Annotated in this window: 17 protein-coding genes; 9 read left to right on the top strand and 8 right to left on the bottom strand. The window is 74.2% G+C overall.

Translation table 11 applies throughout. The features are described from left to right. The first annotated feature begins 218 nt into the window (after positions 1-218). Both map and ACIQVZ_RS18970 read left to right on the top strand, forming a co-directional pair. Positions 219-986, top strand: coding sequence for a type I methionyl aminopeptidase (gene map, locus ACIQVZ_RS18975; protein WP_402451281.1), 768 nt, complete (start codon positions 219-221; stop codon positions 984-986). A gap of 169 nt (positions 987-1,155) precedes the next feature. Continuing rightward, positions 1,156-3,573, top strand: a complete 2,418-nt coding sequence (locus ACIQVZ_RS18970) for a transglycosylase domain-containing protein (RefSeq protein ID WP_402451278.1) — start codon at positions 1,156-1,158, stop codon at positions 3,571-3,573. 72 nt (positions 3,574-3,645) lie between these two features. Here ACIQVZ_RS18970 and ACIQVZ_RS18965 read toward each other — a convergent pair whose 3' ends face one another. Both ACIQVZ_RS18965 and ACIQVZ_RS18960 read right to left on the bottom strand, forming a co-directional pair. Then, on the bottom strand, positions 3,646-4,230 hold the full coding sequence (locus ACIQVZ_RS18965; protein WP_350886005.1) for a hypothetical protein: 585 nt from the start codon (positions 4,228-4,230) through the stop codon (positions 3,646-3,648). A 31-nt stretch (positions 4,231-4,261) separates the two neighbouring features. Further along, a complete protein-coding gene (locus tag ACIQVZ_RS18960; RefSeq protein ID WP_402451276.1) occupies positions 4,262-4,810 on the bottom strand; it encodes an RBBP9/YdeN family alpha/beta hydrolase in 549 nt (182 codons plus the stop codon). A gap of 256 nt (positions 4,811-5,066) precedes the next feature. Between ACIQVZ_RS18960 and ACIQVZ_RS18955 the strand changes: the two genes are divergently transcribed. The 3 genes from ACIQVZ_RS18955 to ACIQVZ_RS18945 all read left to right on the top strand — a co-directional run bounded on the left by ACIQVZ_RS18955 (position 5,067) and on the right by ACIQVZ_RS18945 (position 7,653). Beyond that, positions 5,067-5,633: a DJ-1/PfpI family protein gene (locus ACIQVZ_RS18955; protein WP_350886009.1), complete on the top strand. Its 567-nt coding sequence runs from the start codon at positions 5,067-5,069 to the stop codon at positions 5,631-5,633. A gap of 197 nt (positions 5,634-5,830) precedes the next feature. After that, entirely contained in the window at positions 5,831-7,033 is a 1,203-nt protein-coding gene (locus ACIQVZ_RS18950) for a serine hydrolase domain-containing protein (RefSeq protein WP_350886011.1), read from the top strand. 77 nt (positions 7,034-7,110) lie between these two features. Continuing rightward, positions 7,111-7,653 carry a gamma carbonic anhydrase family protein gene (locus ACIQVZ_RS18945; protein ID WP_350886013.1) on the top strand — a complete coding sequence of 181 codons (543 nt, stop codon included), beginning with the start codon at positions 7,111-7,113 and terminating at the stop codon, positions 7,651-7,653. Here the strand turns inward: ACIQVZ_RS18945 and ACIQVZ_RS18940 are convergent. Beyond that, the gene (locus ACIQVZ_RS18940; protein ID WP_402451272.1) at positions 7,650-8,894 is read right to left on the bottom strand and encodes an MFS transporter; all 1,245 of its coding nucleotides are present in this window, start codon (positions 8,892-8,894) and stop codon (positions 7,650-7,652) included. The genes ACIQVZ_RS18945 and ACIQVZ_RS18940 overlap by 4 nt on opposite strands. A 156-nt stretch (positions 8,895-9,050) precedes the next feature. Here ACIQVZ_RS18940 and ACIQVZ_RS18935 point away from each other — a divergent pair, with 156 nt between their 5' ends. The 4 genes from ACIQVZ_RS18935 (at position 9,051) to ACIQVZ_RS18920 (ending at position 10,905) form a co-directional block, all read left to right on the top strand. Further along, the gene (locus ACIQVZ_RS18935) at positions 9,051-9,287 is read left to right on the top strand and encodes a DUF2277 domain-containing protein (RefSeq protein ID WP_350886016.1); all 237 of its coding nucleotides are present in this window, start codon (positions 9,051-9,053) and stop codon (positions 9,285-9,287) included. 83 nt (positions 9,288-9,370) lie between these two features. Next, the gene (locus tag ACIQVZ_RS18930) at positions 9,371-9,607 is read left to right on the top strand and encodes a DUF6296 family protein (protein WP_350886018.1); all 237 of its coding nucleotides are present in this window, start codon (positions 9,371-9,373) and stop codon (positions 9,605-9,607) included. Between the two features lie 95 nt (positions 9,608-9,702). Further along, positions 9,703-9,987: a DUF427 domain-containing protein gene (locus ACIQVZ_RS18925; RefSeq protein ID WP_402451269.1), complete on the top strand. Its 285-nt coding sequence runs from the start codon at positions 9,703-9,705 to the stop codon at positions 9,985-9,987. 96 nt (positions 9,988-10,083) lie between these two features. After that, the gene (locus ACIQVZ_RS18920) at positions 10,084-10,905 is read left to right on the top strand and encodes a hypothetical protein (RefSeq protein ID WP_350886022.1); all 822 of its coding nucleotides are present in this window, start codon (positions 10,084-10,086) and stop codon (positions 10,903-10,905) included. 4 nt (positions 10,906-10,909) lie between these two features. On the opposite strand, the gene ACIQVZ_RS18915 is transcribed toward ACIQVZ_RS18920, so the two are convergent. The 5 genes from ACIQVZ_RS18915 to ACIQVZ_RS18895 all read right to left on the bottom strand — a co-directional run bounded on the left by ACIQVZ_RS18915 (position 10,910) and on the right by ACIQVZ_RS18895 (position 15,061). After that, on the bottom strand, positions 10,910-11,251 hold the full coding sequence (locus ACIQVZ_RS18915; RefSeq protein WP_350886024.1) for a hypothetical protein: 342 nt from the start codon (positions 11,249-11,251) through the stop codon (positions 10,910-10,912). 100 nt (positions 11,252-11,351) lie between these two features. After that, positions 11,352-11,516: a hypothetical protein gene (locus tag ACIQVZ_RS18910; RefSeq protein ID WP_159398310.1), complete on the bottom strand. Its 165-nt coding sequence runs from the start codon at positions 11,514-11,516 to the stop codon at positions 11,352-11,354. 229 nt (positions 11,517-11,745) lie between these two features. Beyond that, positions 11,746-12,960 (bottom strand): cytochrome P450, encoded by a 1,215-nt coding sequence (locus tag ACIQVZ_RS18905; protein ID WP_402451265.1) that lies wholly within the window; start codon positions 12,958-12,960, stop codon positions 11,746-11,748. A gap of 145 nt (positions 12,961-13,105) precedes the next feature. After that, positions 13,106-13,324 carry a ferredoxin gene (locus tag ACIQVZ_RS18900; RefSeq protein ID WP_363587319.1) on the bottom strand — a complete coding sequence of 73 codons (219 nt, stop codon included), beginning with the start codon at positions 13,322-13,324 and terminating at the stop codon, positions 13,106-13,108. Between the two features lie 195 nt (positions 13,325-13,519). Then, positions 13,520-15,061 carry an ATP-dependent DNA ligase gene (locus ACIQVZ_RS18895; protein WP_402451262.1) on the bottom strand — a complete coding sequence of 514 codons (1,542 nt, stop codon included), beginning with the start codon at positions 15,059-15,061 and terminating at the stop codon, positions 13,520-13,522. Positions 15,062-15,202: the final 141 nt, after the last annotated feature.

Here is a 15,202-nt window from a genome sequence, read left to right as displayed (position 1 = left end):
GCGCCCCCGAAGAATGCCTGGACTGCGCCTGCGGCCTCTACCTCGACAGCCCGGCGACCTGACCCCTCCACGAACTTGCGCGGAGCAGCACTAGGCCCTCCTCGCCGGGGTCATGCCGTGTGCCCCGCCTCGGTGCTCCCGTCCGGCCGCGCGGCCTCCCGCTCCGACCGTGATACAAATACCGGTATAAGAATTGGATCGAGGGGAGACGGCTCACCATGGTCGAAATCAAGTCGGACGCCGCCCTGGACGCGATGCGCGAAGCCGGGCGGGTGGTGGCGGACGCGCTGGCCGCCGTACAGGACGCGGCGGCCGAGGGCGTCAGCCTGCTGGAGCTGGACGAGGTGGCGCACGGCGTGCTGCGGGCGGCCGGGGCCACCTCGCCGTTCCTCGGCTACCGGCCGTCCTTCGCGCCCGTGCCGTTCCCGGCCGTCATCTGCGCCTCGGTGAACGACGCCGTCGTGCACGGCATCCCGGGCGGCTACCGGCTGCGCGACGGCGACCTGGTGAGCATCGACTGCGGTGCCCTCCTGGACGGCTGGGCCGGGGACTCCGCCGTCAGCTTCACCGTCGGCGCCGCCCGGCCCGAGGACGCGGCACTGATCGACACCACCCGGCGCGCCCTGGAGGCCGGGATCGCCGCCGCCGTGGTCGGCAACCGGATCGGCGACATCGCGCACGCCATCGGCAAGGTCGCCCGCGCGGGGCGCTACGGTCTGCTCGAAGGCTTCGGCGGGCACGGCATCGGGCGCAGCATGCACGAGGACCCGCACGTGCCCAACGAGGGGCGCCCGGGCCGGGGTTACCCGCTGCGCCCCGGCCTGGTGCTGGCGCTGGAGCCGATGCTGACGGCGGGCGGCCGGGGCGACTACCGCACGGACCCGGACGGTTGGACGCTGCGCACCACGGACGGCAGCCGCGCCGCGCACATCGAGCACACCGTCGCCGTCACCGAGGACGGCCCGCGCATCCTGACCCTCCGGTAGCCGGAGCGCGGCGGCCGGGCGGGAGCAACAGGCCGTAGGCGAACGGTCCTTGTCCGAACCCGGGCACCCGTCCGACCAGCTGGAATGAGCCGAATCTGTGGCGGATTTGTGACAAAGCTTCGCCAACACCCTGCCCTGGCACGGTATTCGCGGCCGTAGTGTTCCAGTTATGTCACCGAAGAGCCGCATACCTGCCCCGGACGCGGGCGACACCTGGGTGCCGCGCCCGCGGCGCCGTGAGACCCCGATCGGATTCCTGGGTCACACGGTCACGTTCCTCGGCTGCTGCACTCTCGGCGGTGTCCTGCTGGCCGGCCTCATCCTTCCCGCGGCGGGCGCCGTCGGGCTGGGGGCCAAGAGCAGCGCCGAGGGCTTCGAGAGCATCCCCGACGACTTCAAGGCGCCGGCACTGTCGCAGGCCACCCAGGTCTTCGACGCCAAGGGCGGCCTGATCGCCAAGGTCTACGAGCGGGACCGCACGGTGATACCCGCCGAGCAGATGTCACCGCTGATGCGCCAGGCGCAGGTGGACATCGAGGACGCCCGCTTCTACGAGCACGGCGCCGTCGACCTCAAGGGCATCCTGCGGGCGATCACCAAGAACGCGGAGAGCGGCGCCGCCGTCCAGGGCGCGTCGACGCTGACCCAGCAGTACGTGAAGAACGTCAACGTGGAGAAGGCCGGCGACGACCCGGTGGCCGTCCTGGAGGCGCAGCGCAAGACGCTCGGCCGCAAGATCCAGGAACTCCGGTACGCCATCAAGCTGGAGGAGGATCTGACGAAGGATCAGATCCTCACCAACTACCTGAACATCACCTTCTACGGCCATCAGGCGTACGGCATACAGGCGGCCGCCCAGCGCTACTTCGGCAAGGACGCGAAGGACCTCGCCCTCCCCGAGGCGGCCATGCTGGCCGGGCTGGTGCAGAACCCGTCCCAGTACGACCCGAAGCTGCACCCGGTGGCCGCGCAGAAGCGCCGGGACACCGTGATCGACAAGATGGTCGAGAACAAGCACATCACCGCGGACCAGGCCAAGGAGGCCAAGGCCGCACCGTTGGGCCTGAAGTACCAGGACCCGCAGAACGGCTGCATCACCGCCCAGGCCGGCATGGGCTTCTTCTGCGACTACGTGCGCCACGTGGTCAAGCAGGACCCGGTGTTCGGCAAGAGCGCGGCCGAGCGCAAGAAGCTGTGGGACACCGGCGGCCTCAACATCTACACCACGCTGGATCCGGAGAAGCAGGCCGCCGCCCAGAAGGCCGTCTCCGAGCAGGTGTACGTCACCGACCCGGTCTCGGCGGCGATGACGATGGTCGAGCCCGGCACCGGCAAGATCCTGGCGATGGCGCAGACCCGCCCCTACGGTCTGGCGAAGGAGAAGAACCAGACCGTCGTCAACTACAACGTGGACGCGGCGATGGGCGGCGGCATCGGCTTCCAGCCCGGCTCCAACTTCAAGCCGATCGTGGCCGCCGCCGCCCTGGAGGCCGGCCTGCCGCCCACCCAGCGGTACGACTCGCCCAACCGCATGGACTGGCCGACGATGAAGACCTGCGACGGCACCTGGAAGAACCTGAACAAGGGCAAGAAGGAGGGCAGCATCCCGAACGAGAGCGCGCGCGAGGTCGGCCCGTACGAGCTCAAGGAGGCGATGGCCCTCTCGGTGAACACCTACTTCGTGCAGATGGAGCAGGAGATCGGCCTCTGCGCGGTCAAGCAGATGGCCAACAAGCTGGGCGTCACCGGCAAGGCCGGCGGAGACCCGCTGCAGGAACTGCCCGCCCTCGGCCTCGGCACCCAGGAGGTGAGCCCGTTGACGATGGCGAACGTGTACGCGAGCTTCGCCGCCCGCGGCACCTACTGCGCGCCGCTGGCGATCAACAAGATCTCCACGGTGGACGGCAAGGACGTCCCGGTGAGCCCGGCCAAGTGCACCGAGGCGATGTCCACGGACACCGCCGACGTGATCAACAGCGTGCTGCTCGGGGTGACGGAGAAGGGCACCGCCAAGGAGCTCAGGCTGGACGACCGCCGGCAGATCGCGGCCAAGACCGGGACGACGGACGAGAAGAAGTCGGCCTGGTTCACCGGCTACACCGGCAACCTGGCCGGCTCGGTCTGGCTGGGCAGCCCGGGCACCAAGGTGCCGATGAAGAACATCCGGATCGGCGGCCACTACCAGCAGGAGGTCTTCGGCGCGACCGGCCCGGGCCCGATCTGGGAGCAGGCGATGAGCGACGCCGTCCGGAACATGCCGGAGAAGGAATTCCCGACGGTCTACATCCCGGACCCGCCCAAGCGCGACCCGAACTGCGCCACCCCCAGCGGCTCGCCGACCGGCACCTGCGGGAGCGGCTCGGGCAAGCAGCGCCCGAGCAGCCCCGGAAACCCGAGCAGCCCCGGCACCCTGAGCACCCCGGGCAGCACGGGCGCTGCGGGCAACTCGGGCGCTCCGGTCGGCCCGCTCAACCCGAACAGCCCGGTCGGCCGCTCCGCGCCGTCCCCGCAGTCCGGGCAGGCCGGGCAGTCCACCCCGTTCGCCCCCTCCGCGCCGGCCGACCCCGGCGACAACCAGGACCAGTGAGCCGCCCGGCCCCGCCCGGGTACCCGTACTCAGGCGGTTCGCCCACGCGGTGGGGCTGCCGTGGCGCGGACGCTACCGTGCCTCGACCGGCTCGCCGGTGTCCTGGTCCAGGTTGAAGACCCGCCGGTAGGAGTCGGTCACCACGGTGATCTGGTCCCGGCCGGTCCAACTCGCCTCCACCAGCCGGGCGTCGTCCGGTGCCCGGCCGATCTGGGCCAGCGACCAGCGCCGCCCGGACCAGCCCGCACCGACCTCCAGCAGGACCTGCCAGTCGTCGTTGTCCTTCGGCGCGGTCGCGTACGAGCGGTGCACCACGACCAGGGCCAGCTCCGGGCGGGCCGGGGCGGTCTCCCGGCTGCGCGTCTCGGCCGCCGAGACCTTGTGCGCGGCCAGCACGCCGAGCAGGAAGACCACTCCGGCCGTCACCGTGACCGCCCGGGTGGCCGTCCGTACGGCGGTGCGCCGATCGCCCAGCCAGGCGGCGGCGATCAGCGCGGCCAGCGCCGCACCGAGCAGCAACTCGGGCCGGTTGAGCAGGTCGGCGACCAGCATCAGCCCGCCCGAGCGGCTCTCCCACTGCCCCTCGGTGTAGAGCAGCACGGCCGCCGCCCCGCCCGCCAGCAGCAGCCGGACCAGGACGCGCCTGGCCTTCGGCATCCGGTTCCTCATCGTCCCCCCGTCCGATGCGTCACAGCTCTGCGAGCAGCTTGCGGCCCTCCGGCCAGTCGCCCAGCCCGGAGTCCGAGTTGAGGTGTCCGTACGCGCCCGGCTCGACGTACCGGGCGCCCCACGCGTCGGCGAACAGCCGGGCCCGCTCGGGGCTGGCCCACGGGTCGTCGGTGCTGGCGACGACCACGGCCGGGAACGGGAACGGAGCCAGGGCCACCGGGCGGAAGCCGGTCAGCTGCGGGACTTCGGCGGTGTCGATGTCCGCGGGGGCGACCAGCAGCGCGCCGCGCACCGCGGCGGTCCGCCCGGCGCGAGCGGTGGCCACCCAGCGGGCCACCGTGACGCAGCCGAGGCTGTGGGCGACCAGCACCACCGGCCCGTCGGCGGCGGCCTCGGCCACCGCCGCGTCCACCCGGGCGATCCAGTCGTTCTGGTCGGGGTGGTCCCAGTCCGCTTGCTGGACCCGGCGGAAGGCGTCCGGTTCGGCGGCCTCCCAGCGGGTCTGCCAGTGCTCCGGGCCCGAGTTCTGGTAGCCGGGCAGGACGAGGTGGGTGATGCGGTCCGGCATGGGCTCCTCCGGTGTGCGGTCGTGGCGGGCAGCAGGAGTCTAGGACGCGGGCAGCCGCGGCCCGCAGCCGGGCGGTGACCCGGCGCGCACGACCCTCGGCAGGCGCGTACGCCCGGTGACGCGCCGCAGTACGCCCGGTGCGCCCTGTTGCCAACGGCACGGCCGGTGCGGGAGGTTGGTCCGGGCCCGCGGCCGGTGGCCACCGGCCGGGGCCCACGCCGTGTCGGACGCTCGACCATGTGGAGGGATGTCGGCGATGACATCGAAGATCCTGCTCGTCACCGGGGACGCCGCCGAGTCGCTGGAGGTGTTCTACCCGTACCAGCGGCTGCGCGAGGAGGGCTACCAGGTCGACATCGCCGCCCCGACCAGGAAGCGGCTCCAGTTCGTCGTCCACGACTTCGTCGACGGGTACGACACCTACACCGAGAAGCCCGGCTACACCTGGCCCGCCGACCTCGCCTTCGCCGACGTCGACCCGGCCGACTACGTCGCGCTGGTCATCCCCGGCGGCCGCGCCCCCGAGTACCTGCGCAACGACCCGGAGGTGCAGCGGATCGTCCAGCACTTCTTCGCCGGCGACAAGCCGGTCGCACAGATCTGCCACGGCCCGCTGATCACCGCCGCCGCCGGGGTGCTGTCCGGCCGCCGCAGCTCCGCCTACCCGGCGCTGGCGCCGGACGTGAAGGCGGCGGGCGCCGAATTCGTCGACGGCGAGGCGGTGGTGGACGGCGTGGTCGTCTCGGCCCGCGCCTGGCCCGACCACCCGGCGTGGCTGCGCGCGTTCATCGAGATCCTGCGCACCAAGGCGCCGGCCTCCTGACCCGCACCGGCCCGCCGCGCCCCCGACCCGGCTCGGGGGCGCGGCTCCGGGAACCCGTCAGGGTCACCCCCCTCCCCAGGTAGCAGACGCTCCGCCCCGGAGGCTGACGACCGTCCCGCAGTCGCCCTGCCATGGTGTCAAAGACCAGGGCAGCGGCGGAGGTTGACAGCCCTGCCAGCCGGACCGCGGAGGACGTCATGACCACCGACCCAGCCACCACCACCCGGCGCCGCCGACGTGGGCCGGCCCTGCGCGCCGCCGTCGCGGCCCTCGCGGGCGCGGGCCTGATCGCCGCGCTCGCCCCGGCCGCCGCCGCCCAGGACGCGGCCCGCCCGGTGAGCGCCACCGACCGCAGCGCCGACTGGACGGCCCTCGACACGGCACTCGCCGACCTGACCGCGAGGAACGTCGCCACCTCCTCCCTCGCCGCCGTGCGGGAGAACGGCCGGCTCGTCCACCGCTCCGCCGCCGGCGTCGCCCGGCTCGGTGCCGACGCCCCCGCCGACCCCGCGGGCCGCTTCCGGATCGGCAGCACCACCAAGACCTTCGTGGCCACCGTGCTGCTCCAACTCGTCGGCGAGGGACGACTGGGACTGGACGACCGCCTGGAGAGCCTGCTGCCCGGCGCGGTGCCGAACAGCGCGGACATCACCGTCCGCGAACTCCTCAACCACACCAGCGGCGTCGCCGACTACACCCAGGACCCGGCCTTCAACTCCTACGACCAGAACTGGCTCGACACCGGCCGCTACACGTCCTACAGCCCGCAGGACCAGGTGGACCTCGCCGACAAGTACCCGCCCGCCTTCCGCCCCGGCCAGGACTGGCAGTACTCCAACACCAACTACGCCCTGGTCGCGCTGATCATCGAACGCCTCACCGGCCACGGCTGGAACGAGGAGGTGGAACGCCGGATCATCCGCCCGCTCGGCCTGACGGGCACCTCGATGCCGCTCTACTCCCCGGACATCCCCGGCCCGCACGCCCACGCCTACCTCAAGCTCGACAGCGGCCCGGCCGACGTCACCGCGCTCAACCCCTCCATGGCCGGCCCCTCCGGCGCGGGCATCTCCACCACCGCGGACCTGACGACGTTCATCCGCGCCCTGCTCGGCGGCCGGCTGCTGCGCCCCGCCGAACTCGCCGAGATGCAGAAGACCACCGCCCACGGCGGGGGCCAGGCCTACGGGCTCGGCCTCCAGCGGGTGGACACCCCGTGCGGTGCGTTCTGGGGCCACGCCGGCGGGATCCCCGGCTACAGCACGATGATGCTCGGCTCGCTCGACGGGAAGCGCCAGTTCGCCAACAGCACGACCTTCTACGACACGCCGGATCCGGCCGCGGCCCTCGCCGCCTGGCAGCGGGCGGTGAACGCCGGCGTGTGCGGCGGGCAGGGGTAGGGCGGGTGCCGCGGATCGGACCGCCCCCTACGCTGTCCGGCGACAGGAACGGCCGACCGTCACCAGGAGGACGAGACATGGCAGAGCCGCTGATCGCCGCAGTCGGGGGCAAGGCGCCCACCGTCGACCCGGGCGCCTTCCTCGCGCCGAACGCCGTCGTGGTCGGGGACGTGACGATCGGCCCCGGCGCGGGCGTCTGGTACGGGGCGGTGCTGCGCGGTGACGCCGAGTCCATCACCGTGGGCCGGGACAGCAACATCCAGGACAACTGCACCCTGCACGCCGACCCGGGCTTCCCGCTGGTGGTCGGCGAGCGGATCTCGGTCGGGCACAACGCGGTGCTGCACGGCTGCGTGGTCGAGGACGACACCCTGGTCGGGATGAACGCCACCGTGCTCAACGGCGCCCGGATCGGCGCCGGTTCGCTGGTCGCGGCGGGCGCGGTGGTGCCGCAGGGCATGCGGGTGCCGCCCGGCTCGCTGGTCGCCGGGGTCCCGGCCAAGGTCCGCCGCGAGCTGACCGAGGACGAGAAGGCCGGCATCAAGGCCAACGGGGAGGGCTACCTGCTGCTGGCCGCCGCCCACCGCGAGCTCGAACCCCTCGCCCAGCCGCAGGCCTAACCTTGGACGCCGACCGGTGCCGCCGCGACCGGTGCCGCCGCGGCCGGTGCCGCCGCGGCCGGTGCCGTCGCGGCCGGCTCCGGTGCGGCGGGCACGGGCCGGCGCCGGTCGGCCGCCCAGGCGAGCACCGCGATCAGCGCGCCCGAGGCGGCCAGGACGGCGCCCACCAGCGTCGGCGCCGTCCAGCCGAACCCGGCGTCCAGGGCCAGCCCGCCGAAGTAGGCGCCCTGCGCGTTGGCCAGGTTGAACGCGCCCTGCACCGTCGCCGAGGCCAGCGTCGGCGCGCTGCGCGCCTTCTGCAGGACCAGCGTCTGCACCGCCGGCACGATCGCGAAGCCGAACAGCCCGATCAGCACCACCGTGACGGCGGCCGACCAGCGGGCGTGCGAGGTCACCGCGAACAGCGCCAGGGTGGCGGCCAGCAGCACGAAGGCGGCGCAGACCGTCGGGCGCAGCGCCCGGTCGGCCGCGAACCCGCCGATCACGTTGCCGATCGTCATCCCCACCCCGAACAGCGCCAGCACCAGCGTCACCGAGCCGGTGGCGTACCCGGAGACCTCGGTGAGCAGCGGCGCGATGTAGCTGTAGCAGGCGAAGAAGCCGCCGCAGCCGAACACCACGGTGGCCAGCGCCAGCCACAGCTGCCCGTCGCGGAAGGCCCGCAGCTCGTGCCGGAGCCCGGCCTGCCCGGGGGAGGGCAGCGACGGCACCAGCCGGGCGATGGCGAGCGTCCCGGCGGCGGCGATCAGGACGACCACCAGCATGGTCGCCCGCCAGCCCAGGTGCTGGCCGAGCAGTGTGGCGGCCGGCACGCCGACGATGTTGGCGATGGTCAGCCCGGAGAACATCACGGCCACCGCCCGGGCCCGGCGGTGGGGGGCCACCAGTTCGGCCGCGGCCACCGCGCCGGCCCCGAAGAACGCGCCGTGCGGCAGTCCGGTGATCAGCCGGGCGGCGGCCAGCGTCCAGAAGTCCGGTGCCAGCGCGCACAGCAGGTTGCCGGTGGCGAACAGCCCGGCGAGCGCCACCAGCACCGCCTTGCGCGGCCGGCCGGAGGCCAGCGCGGTGAGCAGCGGGGCGCCGATGACCACGCCCAGCGCGTACGCGGAGATCAGCCAGCCGGCCTGCGGGATGGAGACGTGCAGGTCGTCGGCGACCTGGGGGAGCAGCCCCATGGCGGCGAATTCGGTGGTGCCGATGGCGAACGCGGTGACGGCCAGCGCGAGCAGCGCGAGAGGCAAGGGGGTGACTCCGGGGTGACGCCCGCGGACGGGGAGACGCGGCGGGACGGGGGGATTCGTTCGTCCGGCATCCTAATCCGGCCGGATGACGCCGCCGTGAGGTGCGTGTGACGGGAGGGGGTCGCCAGTACGGCGTCCACGCGCGAGACTGGGTGCATGTGCCGCAACATCAAGACGTTGCGCCCGCCGGTGACGCTCGACGCCGATGAGGACGACTTCCGCGCCGCCGCGCTCCAGTACGTCCGCAAGGTGTCCGGGTTCCGCGCCCCGGCGGCGCACAACCGCGAGGCCTTCGACCGGGCCGTGGACGCGGTCGCCGAGGCCACCGCCCGGCTGCTCACCGAGCTGGAGGTCCGCGGCGCGCCCGCCCGGGCCGCCGAGGCCACCGCGTAGGCCGACCGCCGTCCGGCGGGGTCCGCCGACCGCGGCCGCGCATCGGGACCAGGAGATCGGGACAATCGGGACAGGAGATGGAGATGACCCCCGCGAACCGTTACGTGCTCACCTTCCCCGGCACCCCCGGCACCCAGGCCCCGCAGGACGTCGTCGTGGTCGTCCGCACCAGCGCGACGGGCCCGGGCGGACACCCGGTGTACGAGGACGCCAGCGGCATCGTCCGCGCCGAGATCAGCGACGCCGGCGAGGTCCGGATGCTCGCCAGCGGGGGCCACCAGTCCCCGCACCTGCCGGTCCACGCCGAGCCGCTGCCCTGACCGCCGCCCCGGCTGATGCCCTGACCGTCCGGCGTCCGCCGACGATTTCCGCGAACCACCCGGGTGCCGTCCGCCCCTGGGGCAGAATCGGCCGCATGACCACAGCGCGCTGGCAGGGCACCGTCGTCGCCGAGAGCGACGAGACCATCGTCGTCGAGGGCAACCACTACTTTCCGGTCGAATCCGTCCGGACCGAGTTCCTGCGTCCGTCCGACACCACCACCGTCTGCGGCTGGAAGGGCACCGCCGGTTACCACACGCTGGAAGTGGACGGGCGGACCAACCCCGACGCGGCCTGGTACTACGCCGACCCGAAGCCGGAGGCCGAGGAGATCCGCGGCCGGGTGGCGTTCTGGCGCGGGGTCGAGATCACCGGGTAGGGCGTACCCCGGGAGCGGAGGGGGTACCGGACATCTATGGCAGTCTTCCGTAAACCCGGACGTTCCAGGCCTGTTCCCGAGCCCGCTCCCGCCCCCGTGCCCGACGCCGGCCTGGCCGGCGAGCTCGCCGAACTGGTCGAGCAGGCCGAGCAGCCCGAGGGCGAGTGGCGGATCGCCGAGTACCGGGCCGGCCGCGGCCGCGGTCGGGCCTTGGTGGCGAACGTGGCCCACCTGCTCGGCCGGGGCGGCCGGGTCGCCGCCAAGGGTGCCGCGTTCGGCGGTCGCGCCCTCACCGAGCAGCTGGTGCAGGCCGCGCCGCGGATCCCGGTGCGCGACCTCGCCACGCTGCGCGCCCAGCACCCCGGTGCGGCCGACCCCGAGGCGCTGGCCGACCTGCTGGTCACCGGCGCGGCCCGGGCCTCCGGCGCGCTCGGCGCCGGCGTGGGCGCGGCGGCGATGCTGCCGGTGCCGCCCGCGATGCCGGTGGAGATCGCGGCCGAGACGCTCGCCGTCGCGGCCGTGGAGATCAAGCTGATCGCCGAACTGCACGAGGTCTACGGCGCCCGGGCGCCGGGCAGTGTCACCCAGCGGGCCGGGGCCTACCTGGCCGCCTGGGCCAACCGCCGGGGCATCGACGCGAGGCTGCTGTCCCGACCGGCCGGGTTCGCCGCCCTGGCGCTCGGGGCGGAGGTGCGCCAGCAGCTCAGCCGCCGGCTCACCCGCAGCTCGCTGCGCCGCCTGCCGTCGCTCACCCCGCTGCTGGTCGGCGCCGGCATCGGTGCCACCGTCAACCGGCGCGACACCCGCCGGCTGGCCGGCGAGGTCCGCGCGGACCTGCGTGCGCGTCCCCCGGTTGACCGCGCCTACTGGGCCGCCGCGGCGCCGGCGGTACGGGGCGAGGTCGTCCCGGGGGACTGATGTTCTAGGCCCTGTCCGGCGGAGCCGGGGCGGCCGCGCCCCGGCCGGCCTTGACGCCGTTCACCATCGCCTGGTGTATCGCCCGGGCGGTGGTCTCGTCGGTCGCCGGGACGGGGCTGCCGGTCACCGTGTACCAGTCCAGCGCGCCGGTGTACTGGACGGTGAGCCGGGCCTCGCCGTCCACCCAGGTGGTGTGCACGGTGAGGTCCCCGGAGATGGGGCCGATCTCGGTGGTGGTGACCCCGCCGGGGCCGCTGATGATCGACTGCGTGGTCCAGGTCGCCCACGACGTGCGCGGGTCGACGGGCGGTCGGGCCTGCCTGCCGTTTTGATCGTGTTCGGTCATGCGCCTATCCTCCCCCGCCGGTGAGTCGCTGTCGGGGCAGCGACACCTGCGGTCGCGAAGACCGCCCGGTCCCACCGGGCGGTCGGGTGCTCACAGCTGTTCAGCGGTCCGGACCGGACTCCTCCAGGGTGGGCTCGCCCTCCGCCTGGGAGGTGTCCTGCGCGTGCAGGTTCTGCATCGAGGTGATGCCCTCTTCGGGATCCGCGGCGCGGACGTCCTCGTCACGGTCCGTGCTCATCTCGGCCCGTTCGCTCATGTCGGTCATGGCGGGCTCCGTCTCCTCGGCCGGTCCGGGCGCGCTCCGAGCCGGGGTGCGGCAGGGCCGGGGGTCTGTCTCTCACCCCCCAGCCTGCCCCCGCCCCGGCCCCGGGGCCAGCCGAACGGCCTAGGGCGTGTTTCATCATTCCCGCCGCGCGCTGATCCGACGCGAATGATGAAACACGCCCTGGACCCTGTCCGGCCGCCGGTCGGCCCCGCCCTCCGTCCGACGGCCGTCACCAGGTGACGGGCAGCGACCGCATTCCGTAGATGAACGCCTCCGAGCGGAACTTCCGGCCCTCCCCGGTGGCCGCCGGTCGCAGGCCGGGCAGCCGCCGGAACAGGGTGGCCAGGGCGATCTGGAGCTCGGCGCGGGCGAGCGGCTGCCCGAGGCACTGGTGCACGCCGAAGCCGAAGGCCATGTGCCGCCGGGCGTCCCGGCCGAGGTCGAGCTGGTCGGTCGGCCGCAGGTCGGCGCCGCCGAACATCTCCTCGTCCTGGTTGGCGGTGGAGATCAGCGCGATCACGCCCTCCCCGGCCCTGATCACGGTGCCGCCCAGTTCGACGTCCTCCAATGCGACCCGGGGCAGTCCGTGGTCCACGATCGTGAGGTGGCGCAGCAGTTCCTCGACGGCGCCGGGCAGCGCGGCCGGGTCGGCCAGCCTGGCGATCTGCTCGGGCTGGTCGAGGAGCAGGGCGGTGGAGAGCGAGATCATGTTCGCGGTCGTCTCGTGCCCGGCTATCAGCAGCAGGATGCCGGTCGTGGCGACCTCGTCCGGCGTGAGGTCGTCCCGGACGGCGAGCCGGCTGAGTATGTCGTCGCCCGGCTCCTCCCGCTTGCGGGCGGCCAGGCCGCCCAGGTACTCGCGCAGTTCGTCCGAGGCGGCCTGGACCTCCTCGGCCGAGCTGTGCTTGTTGAGCAGGGTCCGGCTGAGGCCCTGGAAGTGGTCCCGGTCCTCGTACGGGACGCCGAGCAGCAGGCAGATCACCAGCGAGGGGACGGGCAGCGCGAAGTCGGCGACCAGGTCGGCCTCGGTCCGGCCGTCGGTCATCCGGTCGAGCGCCTCGTCGACGATCTGCTGGATGCCGGGGCGCATCGCCTCGACCCGCTTGACCAGGAAGTCGCCGGTGACCATCCGGCGCTGCCGGGCGTGCTCGGGGTCGTCGAGCCGCAGGAAGCTCGGGTTGGCGAGGAGGGCCTCCCGGCGGCCGGGCACCAGCATCGGGAACCCCGGGTGGCGGGCGTCCGCGCTGAACCGGCGGTCGGACAGGATGGTGCGGACCTCGGCGTAGCCGGTGGCCAGCCAGCAGGACTCGCCGTCGGGCAGGGCGGCGCGGGTGATGGGCGCCGTCGCGGCGGCCTCGGTGTAGGCGGGCGGCGGGCTGAACGGACAGCCCGCGTCGCGCGGGGCGGGCATCGGGAAGGTCCGGGCGGTGGGTGTGCTCGTCAAGGTGGGGTCTCCTTGCGTCGCAATGTCCTCGGGTGGGTGGGGTGGCGCCGGGGCCGACGGTTCGCGGGACGGCGGCCGGGAGCGGCGGTCGTCACGGTGGCCGGGGTCGGGGCGGGCGGGGGACCGCCGGGAGCCGGTGGGGGCGTCAGCCGGCGTCCTCGGCGGAGTCCTCCTCGGTGACGGTGATCGCGCCGCCCGGGCAGAGCTCGGCCGCGAGCCTCAGCACGGCGAACTGCGGGGGCTTGAACTCGGTCTGACGGAGGACCACCAGACTGTCCTGCTCGTCCTGGTCGAAGATCTCCGGAGCGTTCAGGACGCACATCCCGGAGCTGCAGCAGCGGTCCCGGTCGACGCTCACCTTCATGGTCGAGCACCTCTCGCCAGTGCGGCCCCGGGCGTCCGGCGGCCGCCTCTCGTTGTCATTGCCAACCTAACCGCCACCCTCGCGTCCACGGAGGGGCGATGCGGGGATCGTCCAGAATGGCCGATTCGGTTCGGAGCCGGTCCAGTGCCGCCGCGAAGGGGGTTTGAAATTGACGTTACTCCGCCAAAGGGCGGCTCACAGCCCCTCGGCGGCGGCAATCTCCCGGACGGTGGCGACGGTGTCGGCCTCGGCCGCGCCCTTGTCCGGCCGGTAGCGCACCACCCGGGCGAACCGCAGGGCCAGCCCCGCCGGGTAGCGGGGGCTGCGCTGGAGACCGTCGAAGGCGATCTCGACGACCAGTTCCGGCCGGACCCGCACCGTCCAGTCGTCCCGGCCGCTCTCGCGGGCGAGGAGTTCGGCGGTCTGCCAGGCGAGCGTCTCGTCGGTGAGGCCCTTGAAGGTCTTGCCGAGCATCACCCACGGGCCCAGCCCGGGCTCGCCCGCCGCCCGGGCGCCCAGGTGCAGATTGCTGAGGAACCCGCGCCGCCGGCCGCTGCCCCACTCGGCGGCCAGCACCACCAGGTCCAGGGTGTGCCGGGGCTTCACCTTGATCCAGCCGGCGCCGCGGCGCCCGGCCGCGTACCCGACCGCCGGGTCCTTGACCAGGACGCCCTCGTGACCGCGGGCCAGGGTCTCGCGGAAGAACGCCAGTGCCCGCTCGCCGTCCCCGGTCTCGGTGCGGGGCACCCGCAGGCCCTCCGGCACCGCCTCGTCCAGCGCCGCCCACCGCTCCCGGCCGGGGTGGTCCACCAGGTCCTCGCCGTCCCGGTGCAGCAGGTCGAAGAAGAAGGCGCTGAGCGGGACTTCGGTGCGCAGCCGCTCCGGATCCCGCCGGGAGGCGGCGCGCGCGGCGGTCTCCTGGAACGGGCGCGGCCGCCCGTCGGGCCCGAGCGCGATCGCCTCGCCGTCCAGCACCGCCGAGCGCAGCGGCAGCGCGAGCGCCGCCTCGGCCACCTCGGGGACGCGCGCGGTGATGTCGTCCAGGCCGCGGGTGAACACCGCGACCTCCGCGCCGTCCCGGTGCACCTGCACCCGGACGCCGTCCAGCTTCCACTCCAGCGCGGCCGGGCCGGTGCGTTCCAGCGCCGAGGCCACGTCGGGCGCGGAGGCGGCCAGCATCGGCCGCACCGCCCGGCCCACCTCCAGCCGGAACGCGGCCAGCGCGGGCGCCCCGTCGGTCAGCGCCGCCTCCGCCACCGCCCGGGCGGAGCCGCGGAACATCAGCGCCCGGCGCACCGCCGCCGCGGGCACCCCGGCCGCCTGGGCGACGGCGTCGCCGACCAGCGCGTCCAGCGCGCCCTGGCGCAGCTCGCCGACCAGCACCGCGCGCAGGAACGCCTGCTCGACCTCGGTCGCCCGGGCGAACAGCCCGGCCAGCCGCCGCCGCCGCTCGGCCTGCGCGCCGGGCCCGTGCACCCCGGCGATCCGCTTCAGCTCCCGTTCGGTCTCCCGGACGCCGAGCGAGGCCTCGGCGGCGGGCGGCGGCAGATCGCGCAGGCCCGCCGGGCCGACGCCGGTGCGCAGCCGCTGCGACTCGCCCGACAGCAGGCCCACGGCCGCCGGGGCCTCGGCCGGTCCCAGTGCGCGCAGGCAGTCCGCGAGCAGCGCCGTCTTGGCCCGCCGTCCGGGCTCGGCGGCGACGGCGCGGGACGTCTGGGCCAGGTGCCGCAGCCGCATGGCGCTCCTCGGGTGATGCGTGGCCGGGCGTCCAGGATCGGCCACCCGGCCGGCCGGCGCACGGCGGGCGGTGCGCCCCTACCACGCCGGAGTGGAGTGCGCGGGCGGCCGGTCTTGGCCGTGGTGGAGCTCGGCGCGGAG

Source organism: Kitasatospora sp. NPDC098663 (assembly GCF_044760075.1).
In the GTDB taxonomy this organism is placed as follows: Bacteria; Actinomycetota; Actinomycetes; order Streptomycetales; family Streptomycetaceae; genus Kitasatospora.
Note: the sequence above shows the minus strand (reverse complement) of the source record. Positions and strands in the feature narration are given on the sequence as shown.

Excerpts from the sequence above, each read along its gene's own strand:
- map (WP_402451281.1), top strand. The coding sequence starts at position 219 with ATGGTCGAAATCAAGTCGGACGCCGCCCTGGACGCGATGCGCGAAGCC.
- ACIQVZ_RS18970 (WP_402451278.1), top strand. The coding sequence starts at position 1,156 with ATGTCACCGAAGAGCCGCATACCTGCCCCGGACGCGGGCGACACCTGG.
- ACIQVZ_RS18965 (WP_350886005.1), bottom strand. The coding sequence starts at position 4,230 with ATGCCGAAGGCCAGGCGCGTCCTGGTCCGGCTGCTGCTGGCGGGCGGG.
- ACIQVZ_RS18960 (WP_402451276.1), bottom strand. The coding sequence starts at position 4,810 with ATGCCGGACCGCATCACCCACCTCGTCCTGCCCGGCTACCAGAACTCG.
- ACIQVZ_RS18955 (WP_350886009.1), top strand. The coding sequence starts at position 5,067 with ATGACATCGAAGATCCTGCTCGTCACCGGGGACGCCGCCGAGTCGCTG.
- ACIQVZ_RS18950 (WP_350886011.1), top strand. The coding sequence starts at position 5,831 with ATGACCACCGACCCAGCCACCACCACCCGGCGCCGCCGACGTGGGCCG.
- ACIQVZ_RS18945 (WP_350886013.1), top strand. The coding sequence starts at position 7,111 with ATGGCAGAGCCGCTGATCGCCGCAGTCGGGGGCAAGGCGCCCACCGTC.
- ACIQVZ_RS18935 (WP_350886016.1), top strand. The coding sequence starts at position 9,051 with ATGTGCCGCAACATCAAGACGTTGCGCCCGCCGGTGACGCTCGACGCC.
- ACIQVZ_RS18930 (WP_350886018.1), top strand. The coding sequence starts at position 9,371 with ATGACCCCCGCGAACCGTTACGTGCTCACCTTCCCCGGCACCCCCGGC.
- ACIQVZ_RS18925 (WP_402451269.1), top strand. The coding sequence starts at position 9,703 with ATGACCACAGCGCGCTGGCAGGGCACCGTCGTCGCCGAGAGCGACGAG.
- ACIQVZ_RS18915 (WP_350886024.1), bottom strand. The coding sequence starts at position 11,251 with ATGACCGAACACGATCAAAACGGCAGGCAGGCCCGACCGCCCGTCGAC.
- ACIQVZ_RS18910 (WP_159398310.1), bottom strand. The coding sequence starts at position 11,516 with ATGACCGACATGAGCGAACGGGCCGAGATGAGCACGGACCGTGACGAG.
- ACIQVZ_RS18900 (WP_363587319.1), bottom strand. The coding sequence starts at position 13,324 with ATGAAGGTGAGCGTCGACCGGGACCGCTGCTGCAGCTCCGGGATGTGC.
- ACIQVZ_RS18895 (WP_402451262.1), bottom strand. The coding sequence starts at position 15,061 with ATGCGGCTGCGGCACCTGGCCCAGACGTCCCGCGCCGTCGCCGCCGAG.